The sequence below is a fragment of the uncultured Aliiroseovarius sp. genome, from assembly GCF_947497285.1.
GTDB lineage: Bacteria > Pseudomonadota > Alphaproteobacteria > Rhodobacterales > Rhodobacteraceae > Aliiroseovarius.
This window is the reverse complement of the sequence record NZ_CANMFT010000001.1, coordinates 276282-297318: the sequence shown is the minus strand read 5'-3', so window position 1 is coordinate 297318 and position 21037 is coordinate 276282. Positions and strand designations below refer to the sequence as shown.

The window sequence follows — 21037 nt, the reverse complement described above, 5'->3', positions numbered from 1 at the left end:
CCTGGTGCTTGACCCCAGGATCAAACTTGGTCTACAGATAACCTTCGATTTGGCAGGGAAACCCTTTGACCATATACCTTGATCATCAAGCAAGCACTCCGATGCTGCCAACAGTTCGGGCCGCAATGCAGCCGTTTTGGACTGAGTTCCATGGCAACCCGCACTCCTCCGAACATTCAACAGGGTGGTCCGCGAATAAGGCTACCGAGACTTCGAGGGCCAAAGTGGCCAACCTCCTTGGAGTCGATGCGGATGAGATAATTTTTACGTCCGGCGCTACAGAGGCGAACAATCTTGCCATCAAGGGTCTGAGCACTCCGGAGCAACGGCAAAGTCAGCGCACGACAATCCTTGTTTCAGCGACAGAGCATAAGTGCATATTGGAAAGTGCCGCCTATGCAGCTCAGACAAAAGGATGTGCGGTTCGAGAGATTCCGGTCAACGGGAAAGGCCACATCGACCTCGACAAACTGCGAGACATGCTAAGTGAAGATGTTCTTTTGGTAAGCGTGGCATTGGTCAACAATGAGATCGGGACCATCCAAGATCTTGCTTCAATATCAGCACTTTGCCGTGATATGGGAGCAATCCTCCACTCCGACTTCGCGCAGGCACCAAGCGCAGTCAACCTCCAAGAATATGCAGATATGGCTGACATGGTTAGTCTGTCGGGGCATAAATTTGGTGGGCCAATGGGTGTTGGGGCGCTCTATGTGAGCCGAGAGCTGAAGGACCGGATTGAACCTCTGTTTCACGGCGGTGGGCAAGAGGGTGGGCTTCGGTCCGGCACACTGCCCCTTCCCTTGTGTGTTGGTCTTGGCTCAGCGGCGGAGTTCCATTCCTCTGAAGCCGGATCTGCTTTGAGAGCGCGGGTCGCAGGTCTACGAGATCTTTTCGTAGACAAACTGCAATCGAACCGCGACCATATTGGATTGAATGGAGATAAGCTCTGCTCCCGCCATCCTGGCAATGCGAATCTAAGGTTCGAAGGACGCGATGCGGGAGAAATGCTCCAACGATTACAACCGATCGTGTCAGCTTCTACAGGTTCGGCCTGCTCTTCGGGAATTTCGGAACCAAGCTACGTCCTCCGTGCAATCGGGCTCACATCGGATGAAGCGCAAGCCTCCATACGCTTTAGTTTTGGGCACACCAATACATCGGATGAAGTTCTAGAAGCCGCCGAGGCCATTATAGCAGTACTCTAGATCGATCGCTCCTCGGTCAGGTAGGATGTTTCAAAAGAGCCTTTAGAAAGATCCAAACCCGAGGGGTGAAACTTGCAAAACAATAAATCTCTCAAAAATGCGGTTGGAAAAAAGGTAGGCCAGGCGATCTACGTGCACCGTAGCGCGGTCGATCACCTTCAGACGAGCGCAAAGGATAAGCTGAGCCTTGCACTGCAAAGGGTTCCGGAAGATTTCCAATGGTCAGTGTTGAAGATCTCGGGGCAAAACGACCAGACCTTCTCGTTTTTGGACTATCAAGACTTTAGCGCCGTGGCTTTTCCAGAGCTGCGGGCAAGCCTACTCGTCAACCTCTCGGAAGAAGGAGCAAAACTGAGAAAATATTCTGACGCAAACCCACCCATTCTACACAGAAAGGAGCTACTCCTAGCCCCGGATCATCCGCTAAGAGATGACTTTGCAAAGCTGACGCAGTCCTTAGAGAGCAAGGGGCTCTTTAAGAACATGGCAAACAAGGGAACGCGGCGGATTTGGATGAAGACATTGGCTGAAGCCGGATTGACCGTCGAAGGTCCTCACATCGTGCAGAGCGATTTGATCTCAGAAGAGTCCTCCAAGAAATCAGCCGATGAAATGAATGGCCCAGAGAAAAACACTGTTGAGCGCCACAAAACGGCGATCACGCGAGCTGCGCTCTCAGCGCCAATGTACCTGCTGTTTACAAGTGGTCTGATCCGTCGCGATAGAACCGTTTTGGACTATGGATGCGGTCAAGGTGATGACATCCGAGCCCTACAGTCTGATGGCTATACCGTCGAAGGTTGGGATCCCCACTATCGACGAGATCCCAGTACTCTAAAAAAGAGCCAAATCACTAATCTTGGATTTGTGCTCAACGTAATCGAAGATCCTGAAGAGCGGGCAGAAGCACTTAAGCGCGCCTTCAGTCTAACGGAGCTCTGCTTGGCCGTATCCGTCATGTTGTACGGCAAGGCTGACCTGAGTGGCGTGCGGCCTTACCGCGACGGATACTTGACGTCCCGACAGACATTCCAAAAGTACTATACCCAAGCAGAACTCAGAGACTTCATCGTAAGCATTTTGAATGTCGAACCCTTGGCCGTAGGCCAAGGTATATTTTTGGTCTTTCGGGACGAGTTGGAAGAGCAAAGATATTTACTAAGGCGTCAAATAGGCTTCAAAGGCCGTGAGTATCGCTCCGTTCCAAAACCAAGTGCACCGAAAAAAGGCACCCCCAAAAACCCCAACGACAAGCTCAACAAAACAACCATCCTAGACCTTGCTGCTGAGATCAGGGCCTTTGGCCGTCAGCCCGATATCTCAGAACTTCCCAAGAGCCTTGTGACGAAGCTTTCGCGATCAAAGCAAGGCCTTCAGTATGCGGCAAGTCAGGCAATTGCAGAAATAGGTCACGAGGAACTTGAAGGAATCGTCGCCACAAGAACTGAAGATCTAAGCCTTCACTTCGCAATGCATGCATTCTCACAAAGAAGATCGTATGGCTCATTTCCTCCTGAACTACGGCGCGACATTCGTGCTTTCTTTGGCAGCCACAAAAGAGCGCAGGAATCTGGACAAGCGCTCCTCTATTCGATCGGCAACCAGGACCTTCGCCTAGAAGATGCTGAAACGGCAGCCGCTGCTGGAATCGGTCATTTAGAACAGGGCAGATATCAATTTCCCACTAATAGGCTCCAAGAACTGTCCGTCAGGCTTCGAGGGTTCGTCGCTCTCGCTGAAAGGCTAGCGGGTGATCTGTCCGAAACAACTTTGCTGAGAATTCACATTACCAGCCGTAAGCTGACTGCGCTAACCTATGCCGATTTTGAGACGTCCTTCTTGCCTCGCTTGATGACCCGGGTGAAAGTCGAGTTCGACACCTTCGACGTTTCCATCATCGACCATTCTGCAGACAATGACGTCCGACTTCTGTATCTAAAATCCCGCTACATGAAAGAGACTGATCCTCGGCAAGCGGCGCAGAAAGCATTTGATCAGGAAGTCCTAGACTTGAATACTCTCAATTTCAGCAATGAGGGACCAAGTTTTAGGGAGTTTGCTCAGACCCTCCTCAAAGCTGGCGTGAGAATTCCCAGCTAGGTAAGCCAGCGATCCTCAGGTCGATGGAGATTCAAAAGTACAAACCCAGCAGAATGCTCCCCTTTGTCATCTAAAACTAGTGAAAGTGGGATCTTGGCCGATTGATTAGTGACTCGATGCAAAATCAGGATCTGGATCAGCATCAACAACAGCGTTGCTGAAGCATAGAAATGCGCAACAGTTGTCGAGCCTCCAGAAAGGGGGGTACTATCATCGCCATGCACTACATGATTTCGGAACAGCCGCATCAACTCTGCCGCTGCCGACGCACCTTCAAGCCTGTACTTAGTCTGAATAAGGTCAATACCGTCTTTTAGTCCACTACGTTTGCCGCATATTCTTGCGGTGGCTCTATAGACCGCATTGAAAGAAGCGATTTTTGTTTCATGTTTCTCTTCCGTGCCATTCAGGAACTTTCGTGATTGGACGGCTGGCTTATCTTTTGAAAAGTTTTCGCCAAGGCAGTATCCGATCGCTTCTTCGTATGCCATCCAAATAAAATTGAAGATGGCAAGCGCTGCGACATACTTTGACGAAGTCTCACGCTGCTCCTCATCGAACTCCCAAGCGCTATCACAGTATAGTCCGGAACTGCTTTCATCAATGTATGCCGGATCGACAAAAACGTCCTCGATACTGACAGCCATGTGCAACGAATACAGAGTTCCAGGCCATGGATCCTGGCCTCCATCGATAAGTCCAACATGGCCACAAGACAAAATCGCTTGGATGAGAGCGCCCATGTGCTCCCGCAGTGGGCGGAGGTTCCCGGTCGGACAATCAGGCTTTCCACATGTACATCTTAGCAATTCATCCATTGGATCAATCGCTGTGTATTGACGCTCCCATTTTGGCATTCTGGTGACCTTTTCGCCGCGTGAAATTCAAAGCAAATAGCTTGGAGTGTAAATGCACCACAATCACAACACTTTAGGTGTTCAGTTTCCCCTAAAATTTGACCAGGGAGTACATCCATTCAAGCACTTTACAGCCATGTTTACCATGCTGCGTAATTGGTAAGTTTCATCTCGAAACGACCGGCCAGATGGCTTTCAGCGATAATGGCCAGGGCGGGTAACCCGCCCTGGCGCTCAGGTCACTCGGTGACCGGAACTTCATCGCGACGCGGGAAGGCGACCATTTCGACGTCGGGAAACATGCTGTGTTTGACGTTGATCGACGTGATGTTGCCACTGTCGTCAGTGTTGACGAAGAGGACGCCGCAGCGGTCCCAGAAGTTCTTGCCGTCTTTTTCGCCGGATTTGACGTTCAGTTTCAGAGTTTGAGTAGCCATTTTTGATCCTCATTTTGAGTGTTTCGATGAACATGACCAAAGCTGGCACCAAGTGGCTGTCAGCGAGAAACTTGCCTCGCGAGGAATGCGCTAGCGCAGGGGAATTTTCTTGTTGAAGAGGGGACTGCCCCGCGTCTGATACGGCTGCCCGCTTATGTTCAGCAATCGGAAACACGGCAGTGAGAACGAAAATCTGGCAACCCCAAAATACTGCTGCGAAACTTTCACAAACCTTAAAAGAACCAGAACTAGAGACCACGGCCAGGCCAACTGAAACCAAAATGACGGACGTAGTATTTGTCATGCATGTACTTCAGATCGTCTTCCCAATCCGAAATCGCATCCTCGTAGCCGCGTGACTGCATTTTTTTGAAGTTTTTCGCTAGACCGGCAATGTGATAAGCGATTTTTCGAAGCCTCAAAGCAGACTTTGGTTCGCCCCACATACGAAGCGCCGAAATCCCTTCGACTGGTGGAAGATGTCCCGAGAAGCAGCGGTCCAGGATCAACTGCCGTGTTGATGCTGGCAAGCCATTTGTTTTCCCGACGGTATATCCGAGCACTTTCAGAAAACTTTCTTCAGCCCTCTCAAAATCACCGCCACCATGACCACTTCCAACATCTGTGGTGGGCCATTTGAAGGCTTCCACCTCGGGCAGATCTCGAACCCTTCGCCTCCACTCCTTTTCGACAGCGGAAACAATCAAAAGGTGTTCGCTTTTCTTTTGGCCTGTCGAATTGGCTGCACGTGATGTGTTTGCCTTCCACAGGTTTAAGAGTTGCTCATTGTTTGACCTGGACAGGGAAGAGCGAATTCTTTTTCCGCTTTCGACGAGTGATGACATCTCTCGCTTCTGACGAGCTTTTGCTTGCCGCTTCACCTCTTCTTTTCTGCGAGCTTCTTTTGATTTCCCCTTTTCCAGCCTCTTTTGGACTTTTTGCTCTTTGGCTGCCCGTTGTTGATCGAGATGCCGCTGCTTTCTAGCAGCTGTTTCGATAGTCTTTGCCCATGAATGAAAGTGTCGCTCGTAGATCAAGTCTATTTCCGCCTCGTGGCGGATGACGGTTTGCCCTTTGAAGGTCAGGCCGACCGTGAATTTCGGTCCTTCTTGCGGAGACCCGACCCACATTTCATCTCTCATCACAGTGAAGAGGCGCACGAAAACCTGGTTGAAGATCGGATCGTCGCCAAAGCCGTGCAGTTCCTGATAAGCCTTACCGACAGCAACCCACTCTCTTGGCTGATCAGTCAAGCTGTTCAAAACGAAAAGCGACAATTTTCGAACAGTATCGAGGTTAAGTTCAAATTTGGATCTGCTCATTAGCATCCGCTTTCAAAGTATTTTAATTCGAGGCCAATGGATTTGCGTCCTCATCTCAAGAACCCCAGGCTGGCCGATCACCATAATTCACGCTCGCGCCAAATCCGCTTCCTCGTGCTCGAAGGCTGTCGCCATCTCCTTGATTTCCCTCTCCGGAGCCCCCAAAGCCCGAGCAACGTCACGCCAAGCCATAGTTGCTTCGGCTACCTCTGCAATGATGCGGTCTGCCTCGCCGCTTTCGAGAAGATAGGATTCATGTTGCGCGCGGTGCAGGGCAATGCTGGCGTCCGGATTGTCGTCATCAACGTAGCTCTTGAGCACCCGTGGTTGGTTCGGCACAGGATTGATGTCGTAGGCCGGTGAGAGGTGCCAGCCGCCCCGCCCACGCAGAAATCCGTGATTGCGCATATGGTCATCGAGGTTCGTCACGAGAATGGAAAAGGCAACCCGCCGGTATAGCTCCTCGCGATCTTGGTCGGGCGTGACGCTTTCTGATGTGATGATATCGGCCAGGTCTAAATAGCTGTAGCTCTCGCCATCTTTGCCGCCCAGCATCGCCGTGGCTGAGATGAACGGGATCCTGCCATCACCGTTCCGGTCAAAACGATGGGACAAGAAAACCGGTTTGTCGCCTGCCATCTCAAGCGTGTGATCCGAAACCGTGATTCCGGCGCGTCTTGCCAATTCCAGTGCAATGGCTTCCCAGCGTTCGACGCAATAGGTGTCCGTCTCCTTCGGGAACTTGGCGACAGAAAGACGGCCGTGTTGGTCGAGGATGCTGGCTTTCGGCCGAGCGCCGCCCAGAGAACTTCCCGGAGCAAACAGCATTTGGAGGTCTTCAGCGGTCTCTTCCCCGCGAAGAACGCGCTGAGACGCATGAAGCAAATCTCCGAGGCTCACGAGCGCAGGCACGCCGATGCCTTCGCGCGCTTGAAACTCACCATCAACCTTGAAGCGCAGCGCACCCAGCCGGGCCTCATCATTCACCCCAAGCAGGTAGTCGGTTTCTTGCAGCACTCTCGGACGTCGCCCCTCGGCCTCTGCCATGCGCCCCTCAAAGCGCCGCATCACCGTTCTGCCCCAAGTATCAGGGGCAGAATCCCCAAGCGGTGCAAGCATGTCCTGCCCTGCCTCAGGCACGAATTGCCCTGCAACGAGAGGCATGTCCAGCGAAAGCCCAAAGGCATTTTCGTCGGCAAGCCAGTCATCGTGATAGGTAAAGGACACCCGCTCTCTGCCGCGTCCCGCTGTGCGGTGGAGCGTGCCAACCTGTTTCAGCCCCTTCCAGTCGATCCAGACCTCAACCATTTTTCAATCTCGCACGCTGCGGGAGGTCATCCAGGGCCAACTGCTCGCCAACCGGATCATCGATATCCCCCCAACCTTTCAGCAGGCCGAGCGCCTGCAGTACTGCCACGTAGGTGCCGATCTTGACTGCGGGGTTCCCGCTTTCGATCTTCGCGATGGTCTGCCGCGTTGTACCAGCGCGCTGCGCAACAATCTCAGCGGTTAACTTGCGGCGCAGTCGTGCAACGCGAATGTTTTCCCCAAGTGTCACGAGCTCCTTACGCGCCGCCCTTGGCATCTTGATCGGAACAGCCATAATGATATCTCCAGGCGACATTAAGCTTTTATATGTTAAACTGAGAGAACATTAATGTCAATTTCCACCGCTCAGCTCTATAATCCACTGCTGCCACTCCAGTCACACATTTTGTTACCTCAAAATGACATTGAGCCCATTAAGGTTACCATCAAGCAACACAAGCCGGTCACCTCACCACACTCATACAACGCGTCTGCTCGAACGAAACGATTGCGTGGCCCTGCTTCGAAAGTCATGCCTGCAGCCCCGCAGCGCGCACCTGTTCGGGCGTCACCAGCTTCGACGCGATCAAATCCTCGATCTGCCGGTTTGTGATGTGGCGGCATAGAGGATGGCGCTCGTGGATCCACTCGACGAGGCTGGCGCGCCCTTTGGCTTTGGCCTCTCGCGCCTTCTCACGGTCCGCCTGTATCTGAGCCAGCCCCTTTTCCCATCGGCGCATTTTGAACCAGTTGTCTGAGAAACAGACCTTGCTGCGCGTGTAGCCTTCGCTTTCCTTGCCATAGGCTTTGACCGCCTGCAGCAGGTCATCGGACTCCACCCCGGCCTTCACGGCCCCTGAGATCAAACGCAGACTGGTCCGTCGGTCACGGATCCTGTCTTCGGGATAGGCCGCCAAGATCTTCGCAGTTTCAAGATCTTCAACCTCCTCCGCCGCCTCGCGCCTGCGCGTAGGTGGTTTATGGATGGTTTTAGGATGGTTTGGGGTCCACCGTGAACCCCGTACCCCGTTCACCGTGGACCCCGTGCCGGGTTCAGGCTGGACGGGGTTCACAGTGACCCCCGTGTCGATGTCGGGCTCAGCCGTAGGTTCGAGCGCGGCCACGCGCTCCAGTACAATGCGGTAAATGACGGTGTAGCCGTTTTTGCAGTGCCGCCGCCCCGTCTCGATCAGAATGCCTTCGCGCAGGAAGTCGATGATGGTGCGCTTGACCGTGCTCTCGCTGAGCTCTGTGTGGCGCTGGATGGTCCCTTTGGAACACCAGATGCCCGAGCCGTCATCGCTCGCCTTGTCGGCCAGGAACATGATGATCTGCTTGCGCGCGGCGCTGCCAAAGCGACGCTCGGCGCATTCGTTTGCGATGCGCCAGCTCATGATCTCACCGCCAATTGGGTTGAGGTCAGACCGGAAATGCCGTAGGTATTGGGACGGAAGTATTCTTCTATGCCGTTGAGGTGGGTGGCCGCCCCCTCAGCGGTTTTTCTTTGCCTTTTCGTCAGAGCAAGAGCCTTTGAAAAACCGTTTACTTGGGCCTCGTAACCTATTGAAAAGTGACCCTGAACGAAACAAGTCCGTTTACAATTTTTCCCTTTGAAATCAACGAAATTTTCCGGATTGCAAATCCGTGTACACCGGTTCGATTCCGGTACTCGCCTCCATCCCCATCCAGAAGAAATCTTTATTGTTTGGCACCGCAAAGGCAGCGCATGCGCGATCGCCTCTGACGTCACGAAGCGCCAAATTGGCGGGACATCAGTGGATCGCCGAGAGGCACATCGCTTTCCTCGCATGTTTTTGGTTTACCTGAGCTGTCAAAATGGGAAACAATGACATCTGGGCCTTGCCCGCGTTTACCTTGCTCTATTGGTGTCGCGATCGGTGGGTCAGGCAACACAGGAAAAGAGCGCACTCGGGCCGAATCCAGCACGCGAAACTGCAGACCGGACCGGCTTTGATAATAGCGAATGAGACATTCAATTTGACCCAAGTTATTCCGAAAGAACCATTTGTGCCGCTGGAAACAGGTGGTGCGCTGCACGACACCTCGTCGCACAGCTTAGCGCTTGCCCTGCCTTGTTCGAAAGGTCGCCTGACGTGAAACCGCCCAAAAAATTAAGCAAACGCACGTTCGAGACGATCGGTTGGCGAGAAAACGTTGGCTTGCCGGATTTCGGGATCAGCCGCGTCAAAGCCAAGATTGATACGGGCGCACGCACATCCGCGCTGCATGCCGAAGAACAGCAGCGCTTTTTTCGGGACGATCAGGAATGGGTCCGCTTTCTGACACCCGTAAACGGCAAGCGAAAACTGTCGCAGGTTGAAGCCCAATTGCTGGGCGAACGGGAAATCAAAAACACCGGCGGAATTCCAGAGCGTCGATTGATCGTGCGAACGACCCTGTTACTTGGGCGTCATTGCTGGCACATTGAAGTATCGCTTGCAGACCGAAAGAAAATGGAGTTCGACTTGATCCTCGGGCGGACGGCCATTCGCGGTCGCCATGTCCTTGTGGATCCGGGCAGTTCCTTTCTTGCCGGGCCGCCCCGGATGCGCGATGCAATCGGCAAATCCGCCGAAACGCCTTAGGCGCCACAACAACAAAGCCAAAAGGCATCACGCCAGAGGTTCAGGGAGAAACCGATGAAACTCGCAATGCTGGCCGTTAATTCAAAGCTTTACACCCATCAGCGCCTGAAAGAGGCCGCGGAAGCACGGGGGCATTCTCTGGACATCATCAACACGCTGCGTTGCTATATGAACATCGCGTCACGGCGACCAGACGTGTATTACGAGGGTGAAAAGCTGCCAGCCTACGATGCAATCATTCCGCGCATCGGTGCGTCAGTGACGTTTTACGGCATGGCGGTGTTGCGACAGTTTGAGATGCAGGGCGTCTTTCCGCTGAACGAATCCGTAGCCATCGGCCGATCGCGAGACAAGCTCAGGTCCATGCAGCTTTTGGCACGCGAAGGTGTCGGCTTGCCGGTGACCACCTTCGCCAACGACCCCAAGCAGACCGAACAGGTGCTTAAGCTTGCTGGTGACGCCCCATTGGTGATCAAGCTTCTGGAAGGCACACAAGGGATCGGCGTTGTCTTGGCTGACACCAATCGATCCGCCAAATCGGTGATCGAAGCGTTTCGGGGTGCCAATGTTCACGTCCTGGTGCAGGAATTCATCAAAGAAGCCGGCGGCACCGACATTCGGGCGCTTGTGGTTGGCGGAAAGGTCATCGCAGCAATGCAACGCACAGGCGCCGAGGGGGATTTCCGGTCGAACTTGCATCGTGGCGGCTCGGCTAAGGCGATCAAGATTTCACCGGAAGAACGGTTAACTGCGGTTCGATCCGCCAAGTCAATGGGCCTGAATGTCTGTGGCGTGGACATGCTGCGGTCAAATCACGGCCCGGTGGTAATGGAGGTCAATTCCTCGCCGGGGCTTGAGGGCGTCGAAAAGGCGACCGGTATCGACGTGGCGGACAAGATCATCGAGTATCTTGAAAAGAACGCCAAGCCAAACAAAACAAGGACGCGGGGCAAAGGCTGATGCTGAAGGTCGCGCCTTTTGAAATTGGCACCCACCAGATCGCTGCGGGCACGCGCGAAACCGTAGACCTGCCGGTCAGCGTTCTGTCGGACCACACACCGGTCACCATGTCGGTTCATGTGGTTCATGGGCGCAGACCCGGCCCCACGCTGTTTGTCAGCGCAGCGGTGCATGGCGACGAGGTGATCGGCGTCGAGATCGCGCGCCGTTTGATGCAGGCGCGTATGCTGGGCAATATCCGAGGCACGATCCTGATCGCGCCGATCGTCAACACGTTCGGGTTTCTCAACCATTCGCGATATTTGCCCGATCGTCGCGATTTGAACCGGTCCTTTCCAGGCAGCGCGCGCGGGTCACTTGCCAGCCGCTTGGCCCATTTGTTCATGAAAGAAATTGTCACCCGGTCGGATTTCGGCATCGACCTGCACTCGGCCGCGATACACCGCACCAACTTGCCCCAAATTCGCGTCTCGCCCGCTGACCCTGACACATTGGCCCTTGCCGAGGCTTTTGGCGCGCCAGTGATCCTAACCGCCCCGTTACGCGAAGGGTCGATGCGGCAGGCCGCGCTGGACCATGGCGTGAGTATGTTGCTTTACGAAGCGGGCGAAGGGCTGCGATTCGATGAATTTGCCGTGCGCGCGGGCGTGCGCGGTATTCTTAGGGTAATGCATGCGCTGGACATGATCCCCGTCAAGGGGGTCAGCAAGTCTAAGACTGACAGCGCCTATTCCACGTCCAGCAGCTGGGTGCGCGCACCGGCAGGCGGCTTGATCCGGATGTTCAGATCCACCGGGGAGGCGGTTGATGAAGGCGACGTACTGGGGATCGTCTCCAACCCGTTCGGGGATGTCGAACACGAGGTCATCGCCCCGATCGCCGGGCTGATCATCGGGCGCACCAACCTTCCTGTCGTGAATGAAGGCGACGGCGTGTTTCACATTGCCAAGGTTCAGAAACGCAACGCCACGGCCGATGCGGTCGATGATATGGCCGCGCAGCTTAGCGCCGATCCTTTGTTCGATGAGGATGAGATTATCTGAGCCAATGGCGACAATCCTTCGCCAGCTTTCGGTGTTTGCGACAGGGTGACCCGCGCGCGGACATGATCGCAGACAAGAAAAAGGCCCCTGCGACCTTGTCGCGGGGGCCTTGGTTTTGTCGTCTCGCAGGGCGGCTCAGTTCGATGCGATATAGAACGGCAGATCCTTGGACGCGTTTTGATACCAAGCCACGACTTTCTTGCGCTCTTCTTCCTCCATGAAGGACACGTTCGCGGGCGGCATTGCCACCGTTACCCCGGCCTGAATATAGATCTGACGCGCGGCGCGGGTGATGTCACCGGCGGTTTCCAGATGAATGCCCTTGGGCGCCCGGCGGATGCCGTCATAGAAGACTTCGCGCGCATGACACATAGAGCAGCGGCCCAGGACAATGTCCTGGACCTCTTCAAACCCTTCGGCGTTCGCGAAGATCTGCTCGGTTTTGCTCAGCGGGCGGGCTTCGGCCTCTTCCAGCGTGTCATTCTCCAACGGTGCGGTCGACAGCCACATGATCATGATGAACAAAACCGCCGTCACCAACCATGTCCACTTGGGGTCACTTGTGCCCGCGTGGTTCGAGTTGAAGTAGTGGCGGATCGACACACCCATCAGGAACACAAGGGCTGCAATGATCCAGTTGTATTCCGAGGCGAACGCCAGCGGATAGTGGTTCGACAGCATCAAGAAGATGACCGGCAGCGTCAGATAGTTGTTATGGGTCGAGCGCAGCTTGGCGATCTTGCCATATTTGGCGTCCGGCGTGCGGCCTTCTTGCAGGTCTTTCACCACGATACGCTGGTTGGGCATGATGATGAAGAACACGTTCGCGGTCATGATCGTCGCGGTGAAGGCGCCAAGGTGCAGCATCGTCGCCCGGCCCGTGAAGATCTGGTTATAGCCGTATCCCATTGCCACAAGCAGCACGAACAGCAGAACCATCAGAACCGTGGGGTTTTCGGCCAGCGTCGATTTGCACAACCGGTCATAGACAATCCAACCGATCGACAAGGACACAGCCGAGATCGCGATACCTTGCCACAGCGCCAGATCTGCTTTCTGGGCGTCGATCAGGTAAAGCTCGCCGCCAACCCAGTAAACGATCATCAAAAGGGCCGCACCCGACAACCAAGTCGTATAGCTTTCCCATTTGAACCAGATCAGATGTTCCGGCATGTTTTCCGGGGCCACAAGGAATTTGCGGATGTGGTAGAACCCGCCCCCATGAACTTGCCATTCTTCGCCATGGGCGCCGACAGGCAAATCCGGAGCTTTGCGCAGCCCAAGGTCAAGGGCGACGAAGTAAAAGGACGAGCCAATCCAGGCCATGGCAGTGATGACGTGCAACCAACGGACCGCAAAGGCCAGCCAGTCCCACATGATAGCAAGATCTTGCATGGGGTGTTCCTCCTACATTTTTTCCAAAGCTAGTGCATGACAAGATTATCGTGTATTAGGGAAAAAACCCAAGCTGCTTCAAAAAAAAACGAAGAATAGAATGGCCTATCTGGACAATATTCGGACCTTTGTCCGCGTTTATGAACTGGAAAACATGTCGGCGGCTGCGCGCGACTTGCGGATTTCCGCAGCCGTCGCATCGTCGCGCATTTCGCAACTGGAAGACCATCTGGATGTCAGGCTTTTTCAGCGCACAACGCGCCAGCTGAACCCGACCGAGCAAGGCAACACCTTCTATAAGGGCGCCATCAAGATCCTCGAAGCGGTGGACGAAGCCGAGGCAGACATCAGCGACATCACCCGGTCGCCCCGCGGAACGCTATATGTGGCCGCGCCGCTTGGGGTCGGTCAGAAATTCATCGCGCCTGCCGTGCCGAAGTTCCACGAGGCCTACCCCTTGATCAATATCCGCTTGCGCCTGTCTGACCGTAAGCTTGATTTGGCTGCCGAAGGGTTGGACGCTGCCTTTTTTCTGGGCGTGCCGGAGGATAGCAACCTGCGCATTCGCAAGGTGACGGATTGCCCGCGTGTCCTTTGCGCTTCGCCTGATTATATCAAGCGCCATGGACAGCCAACCAGCAGCGACGAGCTGAAAACAGACATGCATGTCTGCCTGAACCTGCGCTATCCGGGCGCGCCGGAATTCCAATGGCCCTTGCAAGCGCCTGATGGGGTCAAACGGGTCACGGTCTCGGGTCCATTCGAATCGGATCATGGCGAGATCCTGACCAGCTGGGCTTTGGCGGGGCACGGGATTGTCCTCAAGCCGCAGTTCGAAGTGTCAGATCACCTTGCCGCTGGCCGTTTGGTCACGGTTCTGGACAAAGAGCCGCCGCTTCCAATCCAGATGGCCTGTCTTTACATGCACAGACGCAGGCAAGACCCGAAGGCCCGCCTGTTCATCGATTTCATGGTCGATCATATTCTGGCGTCTATGCCGGACTAAGGCGAAACGCCTTAGCTGCCGCGATAGGTCGAATAGCCAAACGGCGACAGCAAAAGCGGCACGTGGTAATGCGCAGGCTCGGACATCCCAAAACGCAGCGGAACCACATCAAGGAACCGGGGTTCTTCAGGCGGGGTGCCGATAGCATCCAGATACGCACCCGTATGGAATACAAGCTCATATGTTCCGATGGCAAACTCACCAGCGGGCAAAATTTGTTCGTCCGTGCGGCCATCATCATTGGTCTTCAGGCTACGCAGGTGGGTGCGTGTCTCACCCTCGATCCGATACAGGTCGATCTCAAGCCCCTCAGCCGGGCAACCTCGGGCCGTGTCCAGAACGTGCGTTGTCAGATATCCGGTCATTTCGCGTCTCCTTCTGATTTGGCTCATTAATGTCGCGCGCTTGGTTATCAATACATAGAGAACTGTCAAAAAGCTCTTTCAAAAAAAATATGAAAGTTGCAGTGATTGTTTTGCGCTATAAGAAAACTGAAATTCAAGGAGACTCGCGTTGACCCGCTACACTCGTGACATGCGTGGCTACGGCCCAACACCACCTAATCCGCAATGGCCGGGCAATGCCAAGGTCGCGGTTCAATTCGTGTTGAATTACGAAGAAGGCGCGGAAAACTGCGTGCTTCACGGCGATGACGCGTCCGAGGCCTTCTTGTCCGACATTCCCGGTGCCGCCCCGTGGCCCGGCAAACGTCACTGGAACATGGAATCGATGTATGAATACGGCGCGCGCGCCGGGTTCTGGCGTCTGCACCGTCTGTTCACTGGCGCCGATATTCCGCTGACCATCTATGGCGTCGCCCGCGCGTTGTCGCGCAGCCCTGAACAGCTTCAGGCGATGAAGGATGCGGGCTGGGAGATTGCCAGCCACGGTCTGAAGTGGATCGAACACAAAGACATGCCCGAGGATGCCGAGCGCGCCTCGATCGAAGAAGCAATCAGCCTGCATACCGAAGTTGTCGGTGAACGGCCGCGCGGCTGGTATACGGGCCGGTGTTCGGAAAACACCGTGCGACTGGCCGCTGAAGAAGGCGGGTTTGCCTATGTGTCGGATACGTATGACGACGATTTGCCCTATTGGATGGAAGTCGGCGACCGTGATCAGCTGATCATTCCTTATACGTTAGAGGCCAACGATATGCGGTTCGCCACCGCCCCCGGCTGGGTGACAGGTGACGATTTCGGCCGCTATCTGACCGACGCGTTTGACATGCTTTACGCCGAAGGTGAAGCTGGGCGTCCTGCCATGATGACCGTTGGATTGCACTGCCGCCTTGTGGGTCGCCCCGGCAAGATCGCCGGATTGAAGCGCTTCATTGACCACATTCAGGCCCATGACGGCGTCTGGACCCCGCGCCGCATCGACATTGCCGACCATTGGGCCAAGACCCATCCGCCCAAACGGTTCGAACGCCCCAGTCAGATGGACAAGGCGCGGTTCGTGTCGCTGTATGGCTCGATCTTTGAGCATTCGCCCTGGATCGCCGAACGCGCCTTCGATCTGGAACTGGGACCGGCCCATGACAGCGCTGCGGGCGTGCACAACGCCCTGTCGCGCGCATTCCGTGTCGCGTCCGAAGAAGAGCGCCTTGGCGTTCTGACCGCGCACCCCGACCTGGCCGGGAAACTTGCCGCGGCAGGCGAGCTGACAGCCGAAAGCACCTCGGAACAAGCCGGGGCTGGTCTGGACTTCCTGACCAACGAAGAACGCGAAACATTTACCAAGCTGAACGACGAATATGTTGCAAAACATGGGTTCCCGTTCATCATCGCTGTGCGTGATCACGACAAGGCTTCGATCTTGGCTAACTTCAATGAACGGATCGACAACGACCGCGATACGGAATTCGCGGAAGCCTGCCGTCAGGTTGAACGCATCGCGCAATTCCGCCTGAAGGATCTGCTTCCGTGACTGAATTGCTTTCCACGCAGCCGCTGACATCAGCCGCGTTCGCCCCATACGGCGACGTGATCGAGGTCGAAGGCACGCCAGACAAGATCATCAACCAGGGCATGTGCGGTCGTCACCATGACCTTGCCCGGATGGATTTTGGCGATGGCCAAGCCGGCATCAGCCTGTTTGACGCCAAGGCGCGCCAGTTTCCACATGTGGTCGATATGGTCGAACGCCACCCGGACGGAAGTCAGGCCTTCGTGCCTGTATCAAAGGTGCCGATGCTTGTGGTTGTTGCAGATGATCAGGACGGCACTCCCGTTAATCTTAAGGCCTTCGTGTCGCAACCGGGCCAATCCATCAACTTGCTCAGGGGCGTGTGGCACGGTGTGCTCGCCCCAATCGAACAGCCAGGCCAGTTCATCGTTGTCGACCGGATCGGCGATGGCGCGAACCTGGAAGAGTATTGGTTCGACGACCCCTACGTCGTCGAATCCATAGCCTGATGCTCTTGCCCTAGAAGCTGGACATCAAAACAGTCAAACGGGAGGAAACCATGGCTGACAATTCTATTGGGACGGCAGAACAACTGCGCGATCCTAACTTTACCCCACCCCTACACAAGGCGATCCCGCTGGGCATCCAGCACGTCTTGGCGATGTTTGTATCAAACGTCACGCCCGCGATCATCGTGGCCGGTGCTGCCGGTTTCGGATTTGGGTCCAATTCACCCGATTTCCCGGAACTGCTGTATCTGATCCAGATGTCGATGCTGTTTGCTGGCATCGCGACGTTGCTTCAGACGATCACGCTGGGCCCGATTGGTGCAGCACTGCCCATCGTTCAAGGGACGTCGTTTGCGTTTCTGCCGATCATGATCCCGCTGGTTGCAGGCAAAGGCGTTGACGCGCTGGCGGCCCTGTTCACCGGCGTCATCATTGGCGGTATCTTCCATGCCATCATCGGGACATTTGTTGGCAAACTCCGCTTTGCCTTGCCCCCGCTTGTTACCGGCCTTGTCGTAACCATGATCGGTCTGGCGCTTGTGAAGGTTGGCATTCAGTATGCCGCTGGCGGTGTTCCCGCGATTGGCACCCCTGAATATGGCTCGCTTCTGAACTGGTCTGCGGCGTTGATCGTGATCTTCGTGACCCTTGGCCTGAAGTTCTTCACCAAAGGTATGTTGTCGATTTCGGCTGTGCTGATTGGTCTGGTCGTTGGGTACATCTATTCGATCATGGTTGGCATGTTGTCGATTGAAGCCATCACCGGATCGTGGAGCCGCGCCAGCGCCTTTGCCCTGCCGATGCCCTTCAAATACGGCTTCGAGCTGTCTGCCGCGGCGGTTATCGGCTTCTGCCTGATGGCCTTCATCTCGGCGATCGAAACGGTTGGCGACGTGTCGGGGATCACCAAAGGTGGTGCGGGCCGCGAAGCGACCGACAAGGAAATCCAGGGTGCGACCTACGCCGATGGTGTCGGCACAGCGGTTGCCGGTTGTTTCGGCGCGTTCCCCAACACCTCGTTCAGCCAGAACGTGGGCCTGATCGCCATGACCGGTGTGATGAGCCGCCACGTTGTGACCTGTGGCGCGATCTTCCTGATCATCTGCGGTCTGGTGCCGAAAGTCGGCGGCGTCATCCGCACCGTTCCGATTGAAGTTCTGGGCGGCGGCGTGATCGTGATGTTCGGCATGGTTGTGGCCGCTGGTATCTCGATGCTGTCGGATGTGGACTGGAACCGTCGCAACATGGTGATCTTCGCGATTGCCCTGTCGATTGGCCTTGGTCTGCAACTGGAACCGGGTGCGCTTCAGCATATGCCTGATACAGCGCGTATCCTGCTGACCTCGGGCCTGTTGCCCGCAGCCCTGATCGCGATTGTCCTGAACCTGATCCTGCCGCACGAACTGGCGGATGAGGCAACCGAAGAAGTCTCCGGCGGTATGGCCGGACATGGACATGGTTCGATCGCGCGCGACGACCACGTATAACCAACATTCCGACGCCCCGCTCTGGGGCGTCGGACCAACCCAAAGTAGTGTCTAGATTTAGAGAAATCCGCGGCCGCCGCCATCCATCGCCGCGATGTTTCTGACCCGCGTTCCCCGTATCCGACCGGACAAAATCAAGAAACTGTGTGGGCAAAGCCCACGCGATAGATCACTATCGCTTAATGAAAAGCACAAAACGGAGACCCCTCCATGGTTGATTTGCCCAATGATATCGATCCAATTGAATCTCGCGAATGGCAGGAAGCGATTGAAGACGTCATCGCCAGGGACGGCCCCGACCGCGCCCATTTCCTGCTGGATAAATCGGTTCAACAAGCCCGTGCGGCCGGCGCGAACCTTCCGTTTTCGGCCACCACGCCATATCAGAACACCATCCCGTCTGATGATGAGATCGAGATCCCCGGCGATCTGGACATGGAATGGCGCATCCGCACCATCAACCGCTGGAACGCCATGGCGACGGTCGTCCGCCGCAACAAGGAATCGTCGGAATACGGCGGGCATATCGCCTCGTTCGCATCCTCGGCGGTCATGTATGACATCGGGCTGAACCACTTCTGGCGCTCGAAATCTGCCATTCACGGCGGCGACCTTGTGTTTTTCCAAGGCCACGTGATCCCCGGTATCTATGCGCGCTCCTTCATGGAAGGCCGCATTTCCGAAGAGCAGTTGGAAAACTTCCGTTCCGAGGTCGATGGCGGCGGTCTTTCGTCCTATCCGCACCCGTGGCTGATGCCCGATTACTGGCAATTTCCGACCGTCTCGATGGGTCTTGGCCCGCTGATGGCGATCTATCAGGCGCGGTTCATGAAATACATGCACAACCGCGGCCATATCGACATGGCCGACCGCAAGGTCTGGGTGTTCCTTGGCGATGGCGAGATGGACGAACCGGAAAGCCGCGGCGCGATTGATTTGGCCGCCCGCGAAGGGCTGGACAACCTGATCTTCGTCGTGAACTGCAACCTGCAACGGTTGGATGGCCCTGTGCGCGGCAACTCCAAAATCGTGCAGGAACTGGAAGGCGACTTCCGCGGCGCAGGCTGGAATGTCATCAAACTGCTTTGGGGCAAAGGCTGGGACGAGTTGCTTGAAAAAGACACCTCGGGCCGTCTGCGTCAGTTGATGGATGAAACCGTCGACGGTGACTATCAGACCTTCAAATCCAAGAATGGTGCTTACATCCGCAAGCATTTCTTCGGCAAATACCCTGAAACGGCGGCGCTGGTTGAAGACTGGACCGATGACCAGATATGGGCGCTGCGCCGGGGCGGGCATGATCCGCAAAAGGTTTATACGGCCTTCAAACGCGCCTCGGACAACAAGGGCCAGCCCACCTGCCTGTTGGTGAAAACCGTCAAAGGCTACGGCATGGGCACCGGTGGCGAAGGCATGAACACCTCGCACCAGCAAAAGAAACTGGCTGTGGACCAGCTGCGTGCCTTCCGCGACCGTTTCGACATCCCCGTCAGCGACGAGGACTTGCCAAACGCCCCGTTCGTCAAACTGAACAATGCGCAAAAAGCCTATCTGGCGGATCAGCGCAAGAAGCTGGGCGGAGAGTTCCCCAAGCGTCACTGGCGCGACACCCCGAAGCTGGAAATCCCCGGCCTGGACAAGTTCGCCGCCCAGTTCAAGGGCACGGGCGAGCGCGAAATCTCGACCACCATGGCGTTTGTGCGCATTCTGACCACGCTTCTGCGGGACAAGAATATCGGCAAGAACATCGTTCCGATTGTGCCGGATGAAAGTCGCACATTTGGGATGGAGGGTTTGTTCCGGTCCGTCGGGATTTATAACCCCGAAGGGCAGAACTATACGCCCGAAGACGCCGATCAGATGATGTATTACAAGGAAAGCATCAACGGTCAGGTGCTTCAGGAAGGCATCAACGAAGCTGGCGCTATGGCCGATTGGATCGCGGCGGCGACGTCTTATTCCAATCACGGCGTGCCGATGATCCCGTTCTTTATCTACTATTCGATGTTTGGGTTCCAGCGGATCGGCGATCTGGCCTGGGCCGCAGGCGACAGCCGCGCGCGTGGCTTCATGCTGGGCGGCACCGCCGGACGCACCACGCTGAACGGCGAAGGCTTGCAGCACGAAGACGGTCACAGCCACATTCTGGCCGGCACCATCCCGAACTGCATCACCTATGACCCGACCTTCCAATACGAGGTGGCGGTGATCGTTCATAACGGGTTGCAACGGATGTATGTCGATCAGGAGGACGTGTATTTCTATCTGACCCTGATGAACGAAAACTATTCGCACCCCGACATGCCGATGGGCGTCGAGGACGAGATCATCAAGGGGCTTTACCGCCTGCAAGAGGTCAAGAAGCCCGGCAAGAAGCACGTGACCCTGATGGGGTCGGGCACCATTTTGGTGCAGGCAATCAAGGCCGCCGAAATGCTGAAAGAAGATTTCGGCGTCACGGCAGAAATCTGGTCGGCAACCTCGTTCAACGAATTGGCGCGCGACTGTCAGGATGCGGCCCGCTGGAACCGACTGAACCCGCTTTCCGACCCGCGCGAGCCTTTCGTGACCCAACAGCTGTCGAAGGCCAAAGGTCCGATCATCGCGGCGACCGACTACATGAAAAACTTCGCGGAACAGATCCGGTCTTGTGTACCGGGTCGCTATACGGTGCTGGGCACAGACGGCTTTGGCCGCTCGGACAGCCGTGTGAACCTGCGCCGCTTCTTTGAAGTGGACGCAAACCACATCGCCGCCGCCGCCATGGTGGACCTTTATCGCGACGGCAACGTCACGAAGAAACAGCTGCAAGATGCGCTTTCCAAATATGACATCGACGGCAACAAACCCAACCCGCGTTTGGTGTGAACGGACAGACAGGAGATTATACA

Annotated in this window: 19 protein-coding genes; 10 read left to right on the top strand and 9 right to left on the bottom strand. The window is 55.6% G+C overall.

Annotation, left to right across the window (positions count from 1 at the left end):
- The first annotated feature begins 65 nt into the window (after nt 1-65).
- Nucleotides 66-1208, top strand: coding sequence for a cysteine desulfurase family protein (locus Q0864_RS01420; RefSeq protein WP_298565450.1), 1143 nt, complete (start codon nt 66-68; stop codon nt 1206-1208).
- Nucleotides 1209-1280: 72 nt separating this feature from the next.
- Nucleotides 1281-3308 (top strand): DNA phosphorothioation-associated putative methyltransferase, encoded by a 2028-nt coding sequence (locus Q0864_RS01415; RefSeq protein WP_298565448.1) that lies wholly within the window; start codon nt 1281-1283, stop codon nt 3306-3308.
- Here Q0864_RS01415 and Q0864_RS01410 read toward each other — a convergent pair.
- From Q0864_RS01410 to Q0864_RS01380, 7 genes are all read right to left on the bottom strand, one after another.
- Nucleotides 3305-4051, bottom strand: a complete 747-nt coding sequence (locus tag Q0864_RS01410) for a hypothetical protein (protein WP_298565447.1) — start codon at nt 4049-4051, stop codon at nt 3305-3307. The two genes, Q0864_RS01415 and Q0864_RS01410, sit on opposite strands and share 4 nt — an antisense overlap.
- 353 nt (nt 4052-4404) lie before the next feature.
- Entirely contained in the window at nt 4405-4602 is a 198-nt protein-coding gene (locus Q0864_RS01405; protein WP_298565446.1) for a hypothetical protein, read from the bottom strand.
- Nucleotides 4603-4850: 248 nt separating this feature from the next.
- A complete protein-coding gene (locus Q0864_RS01400) occupies nt 4851-5924 on the bottom strand; it encodes a cell envelope integrity protein TolA (RefSeq protein ID WP_298565444.1) in 1074 nt (357 codons plus the stop codon).
- 87 nt (nt 5925-6011) lie between these two features.
- On the bottom strand, nt 6012-7232 hold the full coding sequence (locus Q0864_RS01395) for a type II toxin-antitoxin system HipA family toxin (protein ID WP_298565442.1): 1221 nt from the start codon (nt 7230-7232) through the stop codon (nt 6012-6014).
- Nucleotides 7225-7527, bottom strand: a complete 303-nt coding sequence (locus Q0864_RS01390) for a helix-turn-helix transcriptional regulator (RefSeq protein ID WP_298565441.1) — start codon at nt 7525-7527, stop codon at nt 7225-7227. Before Q0864_RS01390 ends, Q0864_RS01395 begins: the two co-directional genes overlap by 8 nt.
- Nucleotides 7528-7762: 235 nt before the next feature.
- A complete protein-coding gene (locus Q0864_RS01385) occupies nt 7763-8626 on the bottom strand; it encodes a hypothetical protein (protein ID WP_298565438.1) in 864 nt (287 codons plus the stop codon).
- Between the two features lie 352 nt (nt 8627-8978).
- On the bottom strand, nt 8979-9290 hold the full coding sequence (locus Q0864_RS01380) for a hypothetical protein (protein WP_298565437.1): 312 nt from the start codon (nt 9288-9290) through the stop codon (nt 8979-8981).
- 56 nt (nt 9291-9346) lie between these two features.
- Between Q0864_RS01380 and Q0864_RS01375 the strand changes: the two genes are divergently transcribed.
- The 3 genes from Q0864_RS01375 to Q0864_RS01365 are packed head-to-tail and all read left to right on the top strand — an operon-like array spanning nt 9347 to nt 11841.
- Nucleotides 9347-9838, top strand: coding sequence for a RimK/LysX family protein (locus Q0864_RS01375; protein WP_298565435.1), 492 nt, complete (start codon nt 9347-9349; stop codon nt 9836-9838).
- A 54-nt stretch (nt 9839-9892) separates the two neighbouring features.
- Complete coding sequence (gene rimK / locus Q0864_RS01370; protein WP_298565433.1) at nt 9893-10798, top strand: 30S ribosomal protein S6--L-glutamate ligase; 906 nt, start codon at nt 9893-9895, stop codon at nt 10796-10798.
- Nucleotides 10798-11841, top strand: coding sequence for a succinylglutamate desuccinylase/aspartoacylase family protein (locus Q0864_RS01365; RefSeq protein WP_298565431.1), 1044 nt, complete (start codon nt 10798-10800; stop codon nt 11839-11841). Before rimK ends, Q0864_RS01365 begins: the two co-directional genes overlap by 1 nt.
- A gap of 135 nt (nt 11842-11976) precedes the next feature.
- Here the strand turns inward: Q0864_RS01365 and Q0864_RS01360 are convergent, their stop codons facing one another.
- Complete coding sequence (locus Q0864_RS01360; protein ID WP_298565429.1) at nt 11977-13236, bottom strand: urate hydroxylase PuuD; 1260 nt, start codon at nt 13234-13236, stop codon at nt 11977-11979.
- Between the two features lie 100 nt (nt 13237-13336).
- Here Q0864_RS01360 and Q0864_RS01355 point away from each other — a divergent pair, with 100 nt between their 5' ends.
- On the top strand, nt 13337-14242 hold the full coding sequence (locus Q0864_RS01355) for a LysR family transcriptional regulator (protein WP_298565428.1): 906 nt from the start codon (nt 13337-13339) through the stop codon (nt 14240-14242).
- Between the two features lie 11 nt (nt 14243-14253).
- Here the strand turns inward: Q0864_RS01355 and uraH are convergent, their stop codons facing one another.
- Nucleotides 14254-14607, bottom strand: coding sequence for a hydroxyisourate hydrolase (uraH, locus tag Q0864_RS01350; RefSeq protein WP_298565426.1), 354 nt, complete (start codon nt 14605-14607; stop codon nt 14254-14256).
- A 148-nt stretch (nt 14608-14755) separates the two neighbouring features.
- On the opposite strand from uraH, the gene puuE reads away from it, so the two are divergent.
- The 4 genes from puuE (at nt 14756) to aceE (ending at nt 21014) form a co-directional block, all read left to right on the top strand.
- Nucleotides 14756-16171: an allantoinase PuuE gene (gene puuE / locus Q0864_RS01345; RefSeq protein WP_298565424.1), complete on the top strand. Its 1416-nt coding sequence runs from the start codon at nt 14756-14758 to the stop codon at nt 16169-16171.
- Complete coding sequence (locus Q0864_RS01340; RefSeq protein WP_298565423.1) at nt 16168-16659, top strand: ureidoglycolate lyase; 492 nt, start codon at nt 16168-16170, stop codon at nt 16657-16659. The genes puuE and Q0864_RS01340 overlap by 4 nt, the downstream gene beginning before the upstream one ends.
- A 50-nt stretch (nt 16660-16709) precedes the next feature.
- Nucleotides 16710-18146 carry a nucleobase:cation symporter-2 family protein gene (locus tag Q0864_RS01335; RefSeq protein WP_298565421.1) on the top strand — a complete coding sequence of 479 codons (1437 nt, stop codon included), beginning with the start codon at nt 16710-16712 and terminating at the stop codon, nt 18144-18146.
- Between the two features lie 210 nt (nt 18147-18356).
- On the top strand, nt 18357-21014 hold the full coding sequence (aceE, locus tag Q0864_RS01330; protein ID WP_298565419.1) for a pyruvate dehydrogenase (acetyl-transferring), homodimeric type: 2658 nt from the start codon (nt 18357-18359) through the stop codon (nt 21012-21014).
- Nucleotides 21015-21037: the final 23 nt, after the last annotated feature.